At 61.3% G+C, this 15,161-nt stretch carries 17 protein-coding genes and 2 pseudogenes; 8 read left to right on the plus strand and 11 right to left on the minus strand.

The genetic code is table 11. From position 1 onward, the window contains the following. Nucleotides 1-38: 38 nt before the first annotated feature. Nucleotides 39-650 (minus strand): FMN-dependent NADH-azoreductase, encoded by a 612-nt coding sequence (locus tag ACFZPT_RS07390; protein ID WP_034097432.1) that lies wholly within the window; start codon nt 648-650, stop codon nt 39-41. A 125-nt stretch (nt 651-775) separates the two neighbouring features. Here ACFZPT_RS07390 and ACFZPT_RS07395 point away from each other — a divergent pair, with 125 nt between their 5' ends. Both ACFZPT_RS07395 and ACFZPT_RS07400 read left to right on the plus strand, forming a co-directional pair. Continuing rightward, nucleotides 776-1,684 carry a LysR substrate-binding domain-containing protein gene (locus ACFZPT_RS07395; protein ID WP_034113533.1) on the plus strand — a complete coding sequence of 303 codons (909 nt, stop codon included), beginning with the start codon at nt 776-778 and terminating at the stop codon, nt 1,682-1,684. Beyond that, nucleotides 1,681-2,037 carry an MmcQ/YjbR family DNA-binding protein gene (locus ACFZPT_RS07400; RefSeq protein ID WP_034097430.1) on the plus strand — a complete coding sequence of 119 codons (357 nt, stop codon included), beginning with the start codon at nt 1,681-1,683 and terminating at the stop codon, nt 2,035-2,037. Before ACFZPT_RS07395 ends, ACFZPT_RS07400 begins: the two co-directional genes overlap by 4 nt. Here ACFZPT_RS07400 and ACFZPT_RS07405 read toward each other — a convergent pair. Further along, nucleotides 2,026-2,409 (minus strand): DUF1294 domain-containing protein, encoded by a 384-nt coding sequence (locus tag ACFZPT_RS07405; protein WP_034097428.1) that lies wholly within the window; start codon nt 2,407-2,409, stop codon nt 2,026-2,028. The two genes, ACFZPT_RS07400 and ACFZPT_RS07405, sit on opposite strands and share 12 nt — an antisense overlap. Next, nucleotides 2,406-3,236: an undecaprenyl-diphosphate phosphatase gene (locus ACFZPT_RS07410; protein ID WP_034097425.1), complete on the minus strand. Its 831-nt coding sequence runs from the start codon at nt 3,234-3,236 to the stop codon at nt 2,406-2,408. Before ACFZPT_RS07410 ends, ACFZPT_RS07405 begins: the two co-directional genes overlap by 4 nt. Nucleotides 3,237-3,555: 319 nt before the next feature. Between ACFZPT_RS07410 and ACFZPT_RS07415 the strand changes: the two are divergent. The 4 genes and pseudogenes from ACFZPT_RS07415 to ACFZPT_RS07430 form a co-directional block, all read left to right on the plus strand. After that, nucleotides 3,556-4,245, plus strand: a pseudogene (locus ACFZPT_RS07415) (cache domain-containing protein); the annotation flags it as partial. Between the two features lie 120 nt (nt 4,246-4,365). Further along, the gene (locus ACFZPT_RS07420; protein WP_371264001.1) at nt 4,366-5,100 is read left to right on the plus strand and encodes a methyl-accepting chemotaxis protein; all 735 of its coding nucleotides are present in this window, start codon (nt 4,366-4,368) and stop codon (nt 5,098-5,100) included. Nucleotides 5,101-5,214: 114 nt separating this feature from the next. After that, entirely contained in the window at nt 5,215-5,778 is a 564-nt protein-coding gene (gene pnuC / locus ACFZPT_RS07425; protein WP_379554987.1) for a nicotinamide riboside transporter PnuC, read from the plus strand. Continuing rightward, nucleotides 5,775-6,305 carry an AAA family ATPase gene (locus ACFZPT_RS07430; RefSeq protein ID WP_379554986.1) on the plus strand — a complete coding sequence of 177 codons (531 nt, stop codon included), beginning with the start codon at nt 5,775-5,777 and terminating at the stop codon, nt 6,303-6,305. Before pnuC ends, ACFZPT_RS07430 begins: the two co-directional genes overlap by 4 nt. A 32-nt stretch (nt 6,306-6,337) precedes the next feature. On the opposite strand, the gene ggt is transcribed toward ACFZPT_RS07430, so the two are convergent. After that, nucleotides 6,338-8,062 carry a gamma-glutamyltransferase gene (ggt, locus tag ACFZPT_RS07435; protein ID WP_034097418.1) on the minus strand — a complete coding sequence of 575 codons (1,725 nt, stop codon included), beginning with the start codon at nt 8,060-8,062 and terminating at the stop codon, nt 6,338-6,340. Nucleotides 8,063-8,269: 207 nt separating this feature from the next. On the opposite strand from ggt, the gene ACFZPT_RS07440 reads away from it, so the two are divergent. Beyond that, nucleotides 8,270-9,415, plus strand: a complete 1,146-nt coding sequence (locus ACFZPT_RS07440; protein ID WP_379558990.1) for a MalY/PatB family protein — start codon at nt 8,270-8,272, stop codon at nt 9,413-9,415. A gap of 21 nt (nt 9,416-9,436) precedes the next feature. Here the strand turns inward: ACFZPT_RS07440 and ACFZPT_RS07445 are convergent, their stop codons facing one another. The 7 genes and pseudogenes from ACFZPT_RS07445 to ACFZPT_RS07475 all read right to left on the minus strand — a co-directional run bounded on the left by ACFZPT_RS07445 (nt 9,437) and on the right by ACFZPT_RS07475 (nt 14,687). Continuing rightward, nucleotides 9,437-10,363 carry a FecR domain-containing protein gene (locus tag ACFZPT_RS07445; protein WP_034097414.1) on the minus strand — a complete coding sequence of 309 codons (927 nt, stop codon included), beginning with the start codon at nt 10,361-10,363 and terminating at the stop codon, nt 9,437-9,439. After that, on the minus strand, nt 10,360-10,878 hold the full coding sequence (locus ACFZPT_RS07450) for a sigma-70 family RNA polymerase sigma factor (protein WP_034097412.1): 519 nt from the start codon (nt 10,876-10,878) through the stop codon (nt 10,360-10,362). The genes ACFZPT_RS07445 and ACFZPT_RS07450 overlap by 4 nt, the downstream gene beginning before the upstream one ends. Before the next feature lie 92 nt (nt 10,879-10,970). Further along, nucleotides 10,971-11,207 (minus strand): annotated as a pseudogene (locus ACFZPT_RS07455) (hypothetical protein); the annotation flags it as partial. A 31-nt stretch (nt 11,208-11,238) separates the two neighbouring features. After that, nucleotides 11,239-11,868 (minus strand): hypothetical protein, encoded by a 630-nt coding sequence (locus ACFZPT_RS07460; RefSeq protein WP_034097409.1) that lies wholly within the window; start codon nt 11,866-11,868, stop codon nt 11,239-11,241. 86 nt (nt 11,869-11,954) lie between these two features. Then, on the minus strand, nt 11,955-13,400 hold the full coding sequence (locus ACFZPT_RS07465; RefSeq protein WP_034113529.1) for a mechanosensitive ion channel family protein: 1,446 nt from the start codon (nt 13,398-13,400) through the stop codon (nt 11,955-11,957). A 203-nt stretch (nt 13,401-13,603) separates the two neighbouring features. Continuing rightward, nucleotides 13,604-14,464 (minus strand): pirin family protein, encoded by an 861-nt coding sequence (locus ACFZPT_RS07470; RefSeq protein WP_034097405.1) that lies wholly within the window; start codon nt 14,462-14,464, stop codon nt 13,604-13,606. A 76-nt stretch (nt 14,465-14,540) separates the two neighbouring features. Then, nucleotides 14,541-14,687, minus strand: coding sequence for a hypothetical protein (locus tag ACFZPT_RS07475; RefSeq protein WP_158231125.1), 147 nt, complete (start codon nt 14,685-14,687; stop codon nt 14,541-14,543). A gap of 259 nt (nt 14,688-14,946) precedes the next feature. On the opposite strand from ACFZPT_RS07475, the gene ACFZPT_RS07480 reads away from it, so the two are divergent. Continuing rightward, the coding region (locus ACFZPT_RS07480; protein WP_379554985.1) for a hypothetical protein at nt 14,947-15,161 on the plus strand (215 nt) is incomplete at its 3' end.

The raw sequence follows: 15,161 nt of genomic DNA on the forward strand, positions 1-15,161 counted from the left end.
CGGATTGAAACCGGGGCGAGGCGAAATTTACACAAGCCTTACGCGGCGGCGAACAATTGTTCGTTGATCAGTACGTTGGCGTCGCTCAGGGCCTTGCTGCGCATTTCGTCACCGTAGGCCAAGCCCTCGGCGCGCACGAATTCGATGTCAGTGATACCCAGGAAACCAAACAGCAAGGTCAAATAGCCTTCGTGAGCCGCGCCCGACGCTTGCCCGGCATGCAGGCCGCCGGCGGTGGACACGATGATGACTTTCTTGTTGCCGCACAGGCCTTCAGGGCCCGCTTCGGTGTAGCGGAAGGTCTGACCGGCTACCGCGATGCGGTCGATCCAGGCTTTCAATTGAGTCGGGATGGTGAAGTTATACATTGGCGCGCCGATCACCAGCGCGTCGGCGGCAAGGAATTCCGCCAGGGACGAAGCGCTCAGTTCGGCCTCATGCTTTTGCGTGGCATCGCGCAGTTCGGCGGCGGTGCCCAAGGCTCCCAGGGTGGCGCCGGAGAAATGGTTGATACCTTCGCTGGCCAGGTCGCGGTAAGTCACTTGCACGCCTGGTTCAGCGGCTTGCCATGCTTTGACCACTGCGGCGCTGAGGGCGCGGGAAGCCGAGTTGTCACCGAGGATGCTGGAATCGATATGCAACAGTTTCATGGCAAAGCTCCAAAGAAGATCAGGGAATGTCGATCAGATGGTGCTAAGGCTACCCATGAAACCAATAGTCGATAAGACAGCTGAAATGCGATAGTTTGTCCCACTGACAGGACAATAGGCCCAGCATGCAAGATCTCAACGACCTCTATTACTTCGCCAAAGTCGTCGAAGCCGGCGGCTTTGCCGCAGCCGGGCGGCAGCTGGGCATTCCCAAGTCGCGCCTGTCACGGCGCATTGCCGAGCTGGAAGAGCGCCTCGGCGCGCGCCTGCTGCAACGCACCACGCGGCAACTGACCCTCACTGCCGTGGGCGAACGCTACCTGCGCCACTGCCAGGCCATGCTGTTGGAGGCGGAGATGGCCGATGAGGCCGTGGCCAGCATGTCCAGCGAACCCCGTGGGCGTCTGCGGGTCAGTTGCCCGGTGGGGTTGGCGCAGAACATCCTGCCCGACCTGGTCGCGGGTTTTCTCGCCGCCCATCCCCAAGTGCAGTTGGAAATGACCCTGGTCAACCGCCGCGTCGACCTGGTGGCCGAAGGCATCGACGTGGCCTTGCGCGTGCGCGAGCTGGGCGATGAAGACCCGTTGCTGGTAACCAAGCGCCTGCGCGCGGCGCAGACGGTGCTGGTGGCGAGCCCGAATTTCCTGCAAGGGCGCTCGATCGCCAGCCTCGACGACCTCAAGCAACTGCCGATCCTCGGAGCACTGGAGGCCGACCGCATGGTGCATCAACGCCTGCTCGATCCCCAGGGCCATGCGCATGATCTGGTGATGGAGGCGCGCCTGGGTATCGATGACTTCATCGTGCGCAAGGCCTGCGCGATCATGGGCTTGGGCTTTACTGTATTGCCGATGATGTACTGCGAAGAGGAATTGGCCAGTGGCCGGCTGGTGCAACTGCTGCCGGAGTGGTCATTGCCGGGTGGCTGGCTGCAGGCGGTTTACCCGCATCGCCGTGGCGTGCTGCCGGCGATTCGCGCATGGATCGACTACCTGGAAGAAGGCTTCAAAAGCTGTGGAGATCGTCTGCTATGAGCATGACCGAAGCGCAAGTCGCACGCTTCTGCCTGGGCCTGCCCGGCGCGCGGGAAGATTACAAATGGGGTGGCGTACGGGTGTTTTCGATTGCCGGCAACAAGATGTTCGCCCTGCAGAACCTGCGCGGCGACTCGCTGGCCTTCAAGGTGGACCCGGACCTGTTTCTCGGGCATGTCGACCGCCCTGGCATTCGCCCCGCGCCGTACCTGGCGCGCGCCCACTGGGTCATCATGAACACGCCCTACCCGCTGGGCGCCGATGAGCTGCGCGGCTTGTTGCAACGTTCCCACCAATTGGTGGTGAGCAAGTTGCCCAAGCGCACGCAGATCGGGTTGAAGCTAGAGGATTGAACCCAGCGTGCCGCCCAGGAACATCTGGTCAAGCCAGAACACCTGGTGCAACAGCACGATCACCCAGAACAGCACCTGATACGACACCTTGCGCGTCTTGTGCCGGAACACCTGCTGGGCAATCAACGCCCCCGGCCAACCGCCCGCCAGCTCGACCGCATGCAGGACGTTTTCCGGGGTGCGCCAGCTATCGGTGCGGGCCTTGCGTTTGTCGTTCCAGTACAAGAAAAACGCCACCACGCTGACCACGGCATAGGCCGCCAGCGGCAGCACGGTTTCGCCGCGATACCACAGCAAGCCCGACCCCAGCAGCGGTGCCGCGCATAACAGCACGAAAATCAGGGCCTTGAGGCGTGGATGTTGGATCGTCATGCCTTGGCGGCCACCCAGTCGATCCAGCCGAACTGCCAGGTCGCCAGGATCAACAGGCCAAAGGCGATCCGATACCAGGCAAACACTGCGTAGCTGTGGCTGGCAATGAACTTGAGCAGGCCCTTGACCGCAATCATGGCGAAAATGAACGAGGTGACGAAGCCGATGGCGAACACCGGCAGGTCCGCCGGCTGGAACAGGTCGCGGTACTTGTAGCCCGAGTACACCGCCGCGCCCACCATGGTCGGCATGGCCAGGAAGAATGAAAACTCGGTAGCGGTCTTGCGCGACAGACCGAACAACAGGCCGCCGATGATAGTGGCGCCAGAGCGCGAGGTGCCGGGAATCATCGCCAGGCACTGGGCGAAGCCCACCTTCAGTGCATCCTTCCAGGTGATGTCATCGACCGTTTCGGCATGCACCTGATGCTGGCGGCGCTCGGCCCACAGCATGATCACACCGCCCACCACCAGCGCCGCGGCCACGGTGATCGGGTTGAACAAATAGTGATGAATCGCGTCGGCAAAAATCACCCCCAGCACCACCGCCGGCAAGAAGGCAATCAGCAGATTGGCCGTAAACCGCCGCGCCTTGGGCTGGGTGGGCAAACCAGTGACCACCTGGAAGATCTTGCCGCGAAACTCCCACACCACCGCAAGAATGGCGCCCAGTTGAATAATGATATTGAACGCGTTGAAACGGTCGCCGCTGAAATCCAGCAAATCGGCCACGATGATTTGGTGCCCGGTGCTGGATATCGGCAGGAACTCGGTGAGCCCCTCGACGACGCCCAAGATGAGTGCCTGTATGGCGGTCCAAAAATCCATGCTTCCCCCAAAGGTCATGCTTGGCGCATGCCTGGTTAGTCTTTTAATAGTTCACTGACGACGAGCGCGCTGAAGGCCCGGCGTTGACTATGGTCAATGCCGATCTGCAAAAATTCTGTGAAAAATCAGGCAGTACTCAGGTTTTTCGATTTCAGGCCGAAAGCCTATCAGACAAGGCGTAAAAGTCGATCAAACGCCACAATTATAAAAAGCCCGGAGTGACAGGACGATGAACAGTTTGCGCAATATGTCGATCAGCCGGCGGCTGTGGCTGATTCTGATAGTCGCCGTGCTGATGCTGTTGGCTTTGGGTTTGCTGATGCTCAAGCAGATTCATGACGACCTTTACCAAGCCAAACGTCTACAAACCCAGCATGTAGTACAGACCGCCAGCGGCATTCTGACGTTCTACCACGGCCTGGAAACCACCGGTGTCATGACTCGCGAAGCCGCGCAGAAACAGGCCCTCAGCGCCGTGCGTGGGCTGCGCTACGACCATGACGACTACTTCTGGATCAACGACCTCACCCCTGTAATGGTCATGCACCCGGCAAACCCCAAGCTAGATGGCCAAAACCTCTCGGCCATCCGCGACCCCGACGGTTTCGCCATTTTCAACGAATTCGTGGTCCTGGCTAAGGCCAAAGGTGCCGGCATCGTTAACTACCGCTGGCCCAAGCCTGGCGCCGAAGCCCCGGTGGCCAAGACCTCGTATATCCAATTGTTCGAACCCTGGGGCTGGATTATCGGCTCTGGCGTGTATGTGGACGACGTCCAGGCCGAGTTCAACAGCCAGGTGTGGAAAGCCTCGGTGATCGGCCTGGTGATCGCGTTGGTCATGGCCCTGCTGGTAACGTTGATCGCCCGCAGCATCGTGCAGCCGTTGCAAGCCGCGGTAAACGCCATGGGCAATATCGCCAGCGGCGAAAGCGACCTGACCCGCAGCCTCGATACCCACGGGCGCGATGAAGTCACCCAGCTGTCCCGGCATTTCAACAGTTTTACCGCCAAGTTGCGCCAGGTGGTCAGCCAACTGCAGGTGTGTGCCAACGCCCTGGGCCAGTCCTCTCAGGAGTTGGGCAATAACGCCAGCCAGGCCCACGACCGCAGCCAGCAGCAATCGCAGCAAATGGAACTGGTGGCCACCGCCATCAATGAAGTCACCTATGGCGTGCAGGACGTGGCCAAGAACGCCGAACACGCCGCCAGCGAAATGCGCGACGCCCAGGCCCAGGCCCAGCAAGGCCAGGTCAATATCGACGGCAGCCTGCAACGGATCGATCAGCTTTCCACCACCATCAGCCAGGCGGTGGACGTTATCCGTACCCTGTCCAGCGAAAGCACCCAGATCGGCGGCGTGCTGGAGGTGATCCGCTCTATCGCAGACCAGACCAACCTGCTGGCGCTCAACGCTGCGATTGAAGCCGCACGGGCCGGCGAACAAGGCCGGGGCTTCGCCGTGGTGGCCGACGAGGTGCGCCTGCTGGCCCAGCGCACACAGAAATCCACCGCCGAAATCCAAGTGATGATCGAGCGCCTGCAAGGTCACTCCGAAGCGGCAGTCAAGGTTATCAGCGACAGCCACACTGCATCCCAAGCGACCATCGAGCAAGCCGGTCTGGCCGGCGAAAGCCTGAACGCGATCGGCCAGGCCCTGCGCAATCTCAATGGCCTCAACGCCTCGATTGCCAGCGCCACCCTGCAACAGTCCCATGTGGTGGAAGACATCAACCAGAACGTCACCCAGGCGGCCGGCCTGTCCCACAGCACCGCGTTGGCGGCGGAACAATCGAGCCTGGCCAGCACCCAACTGCGCAGCTTGAGCGAACAATTGGAAGGCTTGCTGCGTCAGTTCAAGGTCTAGCGCTACCCCGCTGTGGGAGGGGCTGGTTCCCTCCCCGGCGGCCTCTGTGTGTTTTGTAGATTGCACACCTCTGGGTACAATCCCCGCCCTCTTCCACTCTCCCAAGGAACCACCATGTCCGGGCTTGAACTGTTCGCCGCCGCGTTGGGGGTGATCGCTGTCTGGCTGACGGTCAAGCAGAACCCCTGGTGCTGGCCCATCGGCCTGGTGATGGTGCTGCTCTATACCTGGGTGTTCTACGACGTGAAACTGTATTCCGACATGCTGCTGCAAGTGGTCTACGCCGCCCTGCAAGTGTATGGCTGGTGGCAATGGACTCGCGCCGGCGAGATCAAGCAAGGGCGCCAGGTCACCCGCCTGGGCGTGCCGGCCATCAGCGCCAGCCTGGCACTGGGTGCGCTCGGCAGCCTGCTGTTGGGTGCGGCGATGGCACACTGGACCGACGCCGCGCAACCCTGGCTAGACGCCGCGCTCACCGGTTTCAGCCTGGTGGCGCAGGTATGGATGGCGCAGAAGCGCGTGCAATGCTGGCCGTTGTGGATCGCCGTGGATGTGATTTTCGTCGGGCTGTTCCTCTACAAAGGCTTATACCTCACCGCCGCACCCTATGCGCTGTTCACTGTGATTGCCGTGCAAGGCTGGCGCGAGTGGCGCGCCGACCCGGCGTTGCGCACATGAAAGTGGTGGTTTTGGCCGGCCCGGAATCCAGCGGTAAAAGCTGGCTGGCGGCGCAGTTGCAGGCGCAGTTCGGCGGCTTGATGGTCGGCGAATACGTGCGGTATTTCATTGATCATCACCAACGCGACACCTGCCTGGCGGACATCCCGGCCATCGCCCGCGGCCAACTGGCCTGGGAAGACGCCGCCCGCGCCGAGCAGCCCGACCTGCTGATCCTCGACACCCACTTGCTGACCAACCGGCTATGGAGCCAGACCCTGTTCGGAGACTGTCCTGCCTGGCTTGACGATGAGCTGCTGGCCCGTCACTACGACCTGCATCTGCTGCTGTCGCCCGACGATGTGGAATGGACCGCCGACGGCCAGCGCTGCCAGCCGCACTTGGCCGACCGCCAAGCGTTTTTCCGGGCGGGCCTGGACTGGCTGCAACAGCACCGACAGTCAAAAGTGGTGATCGGAGGCGATTGGGAGGAACGCCGGCAAGCGGCGTTCGCGGCGGTGGGAAAACTGCTCACCCAGCCTCTGTAACCGCGAACGCGCCGACAGAGGCTGGGCGTGGATCAGTAGCCCAAGGACAACCCGGTATTACGACGTGGGTCATTGGCCCCGTAGAAGCGGTTGTTGCCCACCGGTTTGCCGCCCAGCGACGGCGCCCCTACCAGGATCGCGGCCAGATGGTTGGCGTCCTGCGGCCCGGCGAACTTATGGCCCCAGCTCTCCAGAATCTTCTGGGTATCCGGACTAACCGCAAAGGTTTCCAAGTTGGTGGTCTCTGGCATCCACTGCTGATGGAAACGCGGCGCGTCCACCGCTTCCTGAATGTTCATCTTGTAGTCGATCACGTTAAGGATCGTCAGCAACGTCGCGGTGATGATGCGGCTGCCGCCCGGCGTGCCCACCACCATCACGGCCTTGCCGTCCTTGGTCACGATGGTGGGGCTCATGGATGACAGCGGCGCCTTGCCGGGTGCGATGGCGTTGGCTTCGCCTTGCACCAGGCCGTACATGTTCGGCACGCCGACCTTGACGGTGAAGTCGTCCATTTCGTCATTGAGGATGACCCCGGTCTTGCTCGCCATCACGCCGGCACCGAACCAGTCGTTGAGGGTGTAGGTCACGGATACCGCATTGCCCCACTTGTCGACGATGGAATAGTGAGTGGTGTTGTTGCCCTCATGGGGCGCCACGCCAGGCTTGATCGCCTGGGAGTCGCCGGCCTTTTGCGGCTCGATGGCCGCGCGCAGCTTAGCTGCGTATTCCTTGTCCAGCAGGTGGTCGATAGGGTTTTGTACGAAATCCGGATCGCCCAGGTAGCTGTTGCGGTCCACGTAAGCGTGACGCATCGATTCGATCTGGTAGTGCAGGCCTTGGGCCGAGTGATAGCCCAGATCGGCCATCGGGTAGCCTTCGAGGATGTTCATGATCTGGCAGATCACCACGCCACCGGAGCTGGGTGGCGGCGCCGAGACCACATGGTAGCCGCGATAGTCGCATTCGATGGGCGCCAGCTCGCGGGTCTTGTACTTGTCCAGGTCGGCCTGGGTGATGATGCCCTTGCCGGCCTGGCTGGAATCCACCAATGCCTTGGCAACCCAGCCTTTATAGAAGCCGTCGCTGCCCTTGGCGGAAATTTCCTTGAGGGTTTTGGCCAGGTCTTTCTGCACCAATTTCTGGCCGACCTGCAGCGGCTGGCCGTTGTGCAGGAAGATGCCGCGCATGTCCTTGTCTTTTTCGAACTCGCCGGTGGCGGTGTGCAACAGGTCGATATCGCCCTGCTCCAGGGCGAAGCCGTTTTCCGCCAGCTTGATTGCCGGAGCAATCACCTGGGCGCGCTTGAGGGTTCCGTATTTGCTCAGTGCCAACTCCATGCCGGATACCGTACCGGGCACGCCGACCGCCAAATGGCCTTTGGCGCTGAGGCCTTCGACGACGTTGCCGTCCTTGTCCAGGTACATATCCGCAGTGGCGGCCAGCGGGGCTTTTTCGCGGAAATCGAGGAAGGTCTTGCGGCCGTCCGCCAACTGCACGGTCATGAAACCGCCGCCGCCCAAGTTGCCTGCCGCCGGGTAAACCACCGCCAGCGCGTAGCCCACGGCTACCGCCGCGTCCACTGCGTTGCCGCCGGCTTTAAGTACGTCAACGCCCACGTGGGTGGCCAAATGCTGGGCCGTGACCACCATGCCGTTTTCCCCGGCCACCGGGGCCTGGGACGCTGCGTGCACGCCGCTGACCGTCAACACCAGGGCAGTGGCAATCAATGTGCGGCTCAAAGGTTGGTATTTCATCCATGGCTACTCGGGTTGTTGAGATGCACCAAAATAGCCCGACTCAGATCCAAGCCCCAGCGCGGTGGCGTTTTTATTACAGAACTTGTCGGTCACGGGACGAAGCCATCAATATGCCTGTATTCAGGACCTGTCAGCACCGCTACTGGCATCTGGCATTTATCCCGTTAGAATCAGCCCCCCCCTGCCCTTTGAGACGAGCCGCCCATGAGCTTTGATTTCGACACGATCCACTCCCGCCTCGGCACCGGTAGCACCAAGTGGAGCCGTTACCCGGCAGACGTGTTGCCGATGTGGATCGCCGACATGGACATCGCCGCGCCGCCGGCGGTGCTGCAAGCCCTGCGCGAGCGTCTCGACCAGCAGATCCTCGGCTACAGCGTGGCCGGCCCGCAGGTGCGCCAAGCCATCGTCGACGATTTGTGGGCCAAGTACGCCTGGCGTGTGCTGCCCGAAGAACTGCTGTTCCTGCCCGGCGTCGAACCTGGCTTCAATATGGCGCTGCATGCCTTTGTGCAACCCGGCCAAGCGGTGGTGCTGCAAACCCCCAACTACCGGCCGATTCGCTTGGCGCCGGGGCACTGGAACCTGCCGCGCATCGAAGTGCCGTTTGAGTTCATCAATGGTGAATACCTGACACCTCTGCCCGCCATGCATCAGGCACTGAACGGCGCCGGCGCGCTGCTGCTGAGCAACCCGCACAATCCCATCGGCAAAGTATTCCCCCGCGAAGAACTGCTGGCCGTGGCCAACGCCTGCCTGGACAACGGCGCGCTGATCATCAGCGACGAAATCCATGCCGAACTGTGCTTCGATGGCCGCCGCCATATCCCCACCGCCAGCCTCAGCTCGCAGATCGCCCAGCGCACCATCACCCTGATGTCGGCGAGCAAGGCCTACAACGTGGCGGGCCTGAAGACCTGCTTTGCGGTGATCCAGAACGCCGAGATCCGCGAGCGTTTCAACAACGCGCGCTGCGGTATGGTCGACAGCGTCAGCCCACTGGGCCTGGAGGCCACCCGTGCCGCCTACAGCCAATGCGGCGAGTGGCTCGACGCGCTGGTCAAGTACCTGCAAGCCAACCGTGATTACCTGCTCAATGCCGTGCAAACCCGATTGCCCGGCGTGGTGATGCATGCGCCCCAAGGCACGTTCCTGGCCTGGCTCGATTGCACGGCATTGGGGCTGGACGATCCGCAGCAGTTCTTTCTGGAACAGGCCAAGGTCGGCTTGAGCGCGGGGATCGAGTTCGGCGACGACAGCCAGCAATTCGTGCGCCTGAACTTCGGTTGCCCGCGGGCGATGTTGGAGGAAGGCTTGCAGCGCATGGAGCGGGCGTTGCGCGAGCGTTAACCGACTGAGCCGGGGCGGCTCTCAGCTGAGGCGCCGACCTGGGGTGAGTGTCACCCAATAACGGGTGCGGGCATGTACCTCCAACCCTAACGTCGAGGCCAGCAGGTTGAGGATGCGATCGGTGTCCTCCAACCGAAAGCTGCCGGTGACCCGCAGCGCTTCCAGGCTCGGGTCCCAGCGCAGCACGCCAGGACGGTAGCGTTCCAGTTCCCGCAAAAAATCCCCCAGCGCCTGGTTCTGCGCGGTCAGTACTCCGTCGCGCCAGCCCAATTGCAGCACGTCGAACGGCACCCAGGCGCCGAGCCCAGTGGCTTGCAAGGGCGCTTGCTGGCCGCCTTGCAACGTCGCCAATTGCCCGTTCAGGTCACGTACCTGCACCGCCCCCTTGAGCACCGAGACGCGGCAACCGGCCGCCAGTTGCCGAACGCACACCTGGGCCTGGCCGACCCGCAGTTGGCCATAACGCGTGTTTACGGTGATCGCCGAGGGGCCTGGCACATCAAGCGCCAGTTCACCGTCGACCAGAGTGATTTGCCGCTGCGCCAGGTCCATGTCCACCGCTGTGGCAGTGTTGAGCTGCAAGTTGGCGCCATCGGCCAACGACAGGTGTTTGCGCTCGCCGGTGGCGGTATGCAGGTCTGCGCGCCAGGTTTCGAGCGGCAGCTGACGGCTGATCAGCCAGGCAGTCGGCACCAGCGCCGCCACCCCCAGCGCACGCTTGAGCACCGCGCGCCGCCCCGGTTGCGGGCGATCCAGACTGGCCATCGCCAGCGCCTGGGGCAAACCGTTGAAACGCTGGCGCAAGGTCTGGGCTTTTTGCCAGGTCTGCTCATGCTGAGGATGGCTGTCGCGCCAGCGCTGCAACGCGGCGTGATCGCGCTCGGTGGCCGCGCCGGATTCCAGCAACGCCAACCACTGCGCCGCCGCGCGCGCGACGTCGCGACTCATAGGTCCACCAGCAGGCAATGCTCATACGCCTGGGCCATGTAACGCTTGACCGTGCGTTCAGACACCTCAAGCCGCTCGGCAATCTCGCGATACCCCAAGCCTTCCAGTTGGCTCCAAAGAAACGCGCGGCGCACCAGCACCGGCAAACCGTCGAGCAACTCATCCAGGGCTTGCAGGGTTTCCAGCAGCAGCCAACGCTGCTCTGGCGACGGCACGCAGGCTTCGGGCAAGGTGGCCAAGGCATTCAGATAGGCCTGTTCCAGGCTGCGGCGCTGATGGAAATTCACCAGCAAACGCTTGCCCACCGTCACCAGATAAGCACGCGGTTCCTGCATCTGCGCAATGGGCTGGGCACTGGCCAATACCCGCAGGAACGTATCCTGGCTCAAGTCCGCCGCATCCCAGGCATTGCCCAAGCGCCGCCGCAGCCAGTTTTCCAACCAACTGCGATGATCGCGATACAAGCTCGACAGCGTCAGTTCAGCGGCTTGCGTAGGGACAACAGCATCATTCATGGCAAACAACCTGCGCAGCGCGAGTGAGTCTCAAATGAGATTCATTCTATTTAATATCGCGCCGTACTACCACGATCTTTTCAACATTACATTCAGCGCATCGATGCCTTTTGCCGCAGCAAGCCGATAAATAACCCCAGTTCTCGGCTGACGGAATCACCTTTGCGCATCAGTACGCCAAACGGCGCCAGACGCACAGTCAGGTCCACCGGCAGCGACTTGCGACGAGTCAACCGGCCTTGCTCAAGCAATTGGATCGCTTGATCACTGGTGTCACCCATGATGCGGATGCGCAGTTGCCGGCCGAGCGTTTTGATCTGCTGGATGGCGGGCTGTTCGTGAACCTGCAGTAAAAAGCCTTTACCGCGGCGCGCCAACCTCCTTGATGACGAAGGTGGTTGGCACGATGTTGGCAACCGACAGGGTAAATTCGCGGTTGTTCTTCATAAAGGTCCAGACTGGTGAATTCTCTCGACTGTCGAGGGTTTCCTTGTGTAAGGCGGCGTCCGGCAAAGCCAACATGAAATCGACCTCAGCGTAAGAGCCGATCGAATACCCCTCCATTTTTATGCTGACACCCAGGCGCTCATCGGTCCACACACCTGCGCGGGTCATAGTCTTGGTGAGTGTCTTGAACGGGGTGGGGATGGCGCTGACCTTCTCGTTCAGATCCGCGAGTTGTTTCTCAAGGCGCTGATAATCGGCCTTCGGCACGTATAGCCGGTTGACTTGGTCGACGGGTAAATAGTGCGTGTCCACCTCGCTCTTCTTTATGTAATCCGTGGCAAGGCTGGCAAGCGGCAGATACGACGCCGCCAGATCCTTCCGAGGGATGTACTGCGCTGTCAGATCCTTTTGGGAATAAAAGGAATCGGCCGGGCCAAATCTAAGCCCGAAGAATGTGGCGACAGTGACGGCCGCTCCTGACAGTGCGATAGCTGCACCGATGATCACCGGCCAAGAGTAAGTTGTGGGGGTAGTTTGATTCATGGGTAATGCGTTCCTTATCAAAGCGGCTGAGCCTTCGCGGAAGGCTCGTCATGCCACAAAATTGCCGGCGTCATGCCTGGCGACGATCACAGGCCGCGCGTGCGCAACCACTGCAAAAAGCCTTTCTTCACTGGCACCACCGGGGCTTCCTGGGTCAGAGCCTGGGCGGCGTGTACGCGGAAATCCAGCAGGGTTTTCATGGCGTCGCCAATGTCGTGGCGCGCATCCAGGCACGGCGTCAGGTATTCCTTCTCGATGCGGTACAGGGTGCAGAAGGTCTTGGCGGTGAAATCCGCCAGGGTCGCCTCGTCGGACAGGATGCCCGCCTCGCCGATCACCTCCCCAGGGCCCATGCGCCCGGCTTCGAACTTATGCCCGCCTTTGGTGAGCATCACCGAGACCACGCCAGATTCGACGATAAACAAATGATCGCTTACCTCGCCCGCCGGCAGGATCATCTCGCCGGCGCGATAGGTGCTCAGGGTCATGTTTTGGCTGAAGGTTTCCTTCTCTTCCTGGCGTAAGGTGGAGAAAATCGTCGAACTGTCCAACAGCGCCCGTGCCCGTGAGGTCACCACCGGCGTGGCGCTCTCGGTGGCCGACAACAGACTCACCCCGGCCGCTTGCAGATGACGGAATGCCAAGTCATACAGTTGGTTGCGTACTTCGCGTTTGAGTGGCATGGCCGGCACGAACCCGCTGATTTCATACTCCACCCCGCCACTGGCGGACGTTTTGAATGCCACGCTGGGTGCCGGCTTGGCCAGCAACGGCCGGCAGCCTTGCATGGCGCGCTCCAACGCTTCGATCACCGTTTGCGGGCGCGCATGGGGGCTGACTTGCAGGCTGACGGCCAAACCGAACATATCCGCCGGACGGGAAAAATTGATGATCTTAGCCTTGGCCGCCAAGGAATTGGGGATCACCGCCATGCTGCCCTGGGAGGTTTGCAGACGTGTGGCGCGCCAGTCGATATCGGTGACGCGGCCTTCGGTGCCGTCGATGGAGATCCAGTCATCCAGTTGGTAAAGCTTGGTGGTGTTGAGCACGATTCCGGAAAATACATCGCTCAAGGTGCTTTGCAGCGCCAGGCCGACAATGATCGCCACCGCGCCGGAGGTGGCGAGCACGCCTTTGACCGGCAGGTCGAGCACATAGGCCATGGCGGCGATGATCGCGATCAGGAAAATCACCGCGCCCATCAAATCCTGCAACAGCCGCCCGGTATGGCCGACCCGCTGCATCATCAAGGTGCCGAGCAATACCGTGAGCGTACGCGCCGCGAACAACCACCAACCGATCTGTAACGCCGTGGCGGCCAGGTGCAGCGCGGTGTTGTCGGCATAAGGCGCCAACTGCATGGGGTTCATGCCGTCGTTAAACAATACGGCGCTGAACACCGCGAAAATCAGCAGCCGCGCCGCCAACTTCCAGTTGTCCAGGTTGGGGGAAATAAGTCGCCACACGGCGATGTCAATCAGGATCAGCGCCAAGGCGCACAGCATCGGGTGATCAGCGATAAACGAGGGCATCCAGGCGACTCCAGGGCGAATGACGGGAAGATCGCATGAAATGAGATTGTCGGAAACAAATTGTATCGGGATGGAATGGGGCTGCTACGCAGCCCAGCGCAGGGCAAGCCTGCCCACCACAAAAAGCGCGCAAAAAACCGCATCTGTGCTGAGCGAGCTTGCCTCGCGCTAGGCCGGTTTATTCACCACAAAATTTGGGGCGCTCACATCCGCCCGAATTTGCCGGATTGGAAATCAGCAAACGCTTGGTGGATCTCCTGCTCGGTATTCATCACAAACGGCCCATGCCCAACGATGGGCTCATCAATCGGCTCGCCGCTGAGCAGCAACACCTTGGCGTCGTCGTTGGACTCCAATGTCACCTGGCGGCCATCGCGTTCGAACAGCGCCAATTGCCCTTGGCGCGCGATTTCCTGCCCATTGATCAGCAGCGTGCCGCGCAGGATCACCAGGGCGGTATTACGCCCTGCATGCAAGTCCAGGGTGACCGGTTTGCCCGGATTAAGGCGCAGATCCCACACATCAATAGGCGTAAAAGTGCGCGCCGGGCCGCTGGCACCGGCGAATTCACCGGCAATCAGGCGCAGCTGTCCGGCGTCGTTGGCCAGGGGCAGTACCGGGATATCGGCGTCGACAATTGTCTGATAGCCCGCCTCGGCCATTTTGTCCTTGGCCGGCAGGTTGACCCACAGTTGCACCATCTCCAGCGCGCCGCCACGGCGGGCAAAGGCTGGGGAATGGAATTCCTCATGCAGGATACCCTTGGCCGCCGTCATCCATTGCACGTCGCCCGGGCCGATGGTGCCGCCGGCGCCGGTGGAATCACGGTGCTCGACTTCGCCGTCGTAAACGATGGTTACGGTTTCAAAACCGCGATGGGGGTGCTGGCCGACACCGCGACGCTGTTCGGTCGGCGTGAATTCGGCCGGGCCGGCGTGGTCCAGCAGCAGGAACGGGCTGATGTGTTTGCCTAGCGAGTCGTAGGAAAACAGCGTGCGCACTGGAAAACCATCCCCCACCCAATGACCGCGAGGACTGGTGTAGATGCCGATTAACTTTTTCATGATGTACCTCCAAAGTGGGTACACCATAAGGCCGGCGAAGCGTAAGCACTAGACGGCAAACCTGGCCTGGATTGTCCTATGTATAGGACAGTTCAACAGGCAGGCGCGCGCGCACCGCCAACTCCGACCAGCCAAGCGCTTGATATATCACCAGCGCCCACACCGCGCCCAGCGCCATCAGCGTCACGCCGCTGGACATAATACGCTGCGGGCCTACGCGCATGATGGTGCGTCGGGTCTAGGTGGAACTGACGACCAGCCCAGACACTTGATCAACGGCCCACCGCCCATCGGCGCCACTTAGATCGCATGGAGCATGCAGATTATGGTCAGTGCCAGATAGTCGAAACGTCCCACATAACCGCCGGATAAGCTCTACTCCCCCGCCCTGCAAACCGCTGCAAAGTCCCTCGCCTGATCACACAATGCGAGGGATTGCATATGGTTTGTTTCGTGAAGGCCCTGCTCGACAGGGCTGTCTCTTGATTCCGGTCATCGCCAGCTTCGTCCTGGCCCCCATGGACCCCAAGGCGCCAGACATCGAAGGCGTCCTGCGTGATTTTCGCGACTGCCTCAACACCTTCGACGACTGGGCCGAGAGTTTCTGGAGTGGCTCGGCCCTGCAGGTGGAGCAGGTCTTTAAAGTCGGCGATGACGTCGCGCTGGTCGAACCGGTTTCTTCAAAAAAGCCCAACGC

The organism is Pseudomonas sp. MD330_10, assembly GCF_042610415.1.
Lineage (GTDB): Bacteria > Pseudomonadota > Gammaproteobacteria > Pseudomonadales > Pseudomonadaceae > Aquipseudomonas > Aquipseudomonas rhodesiae.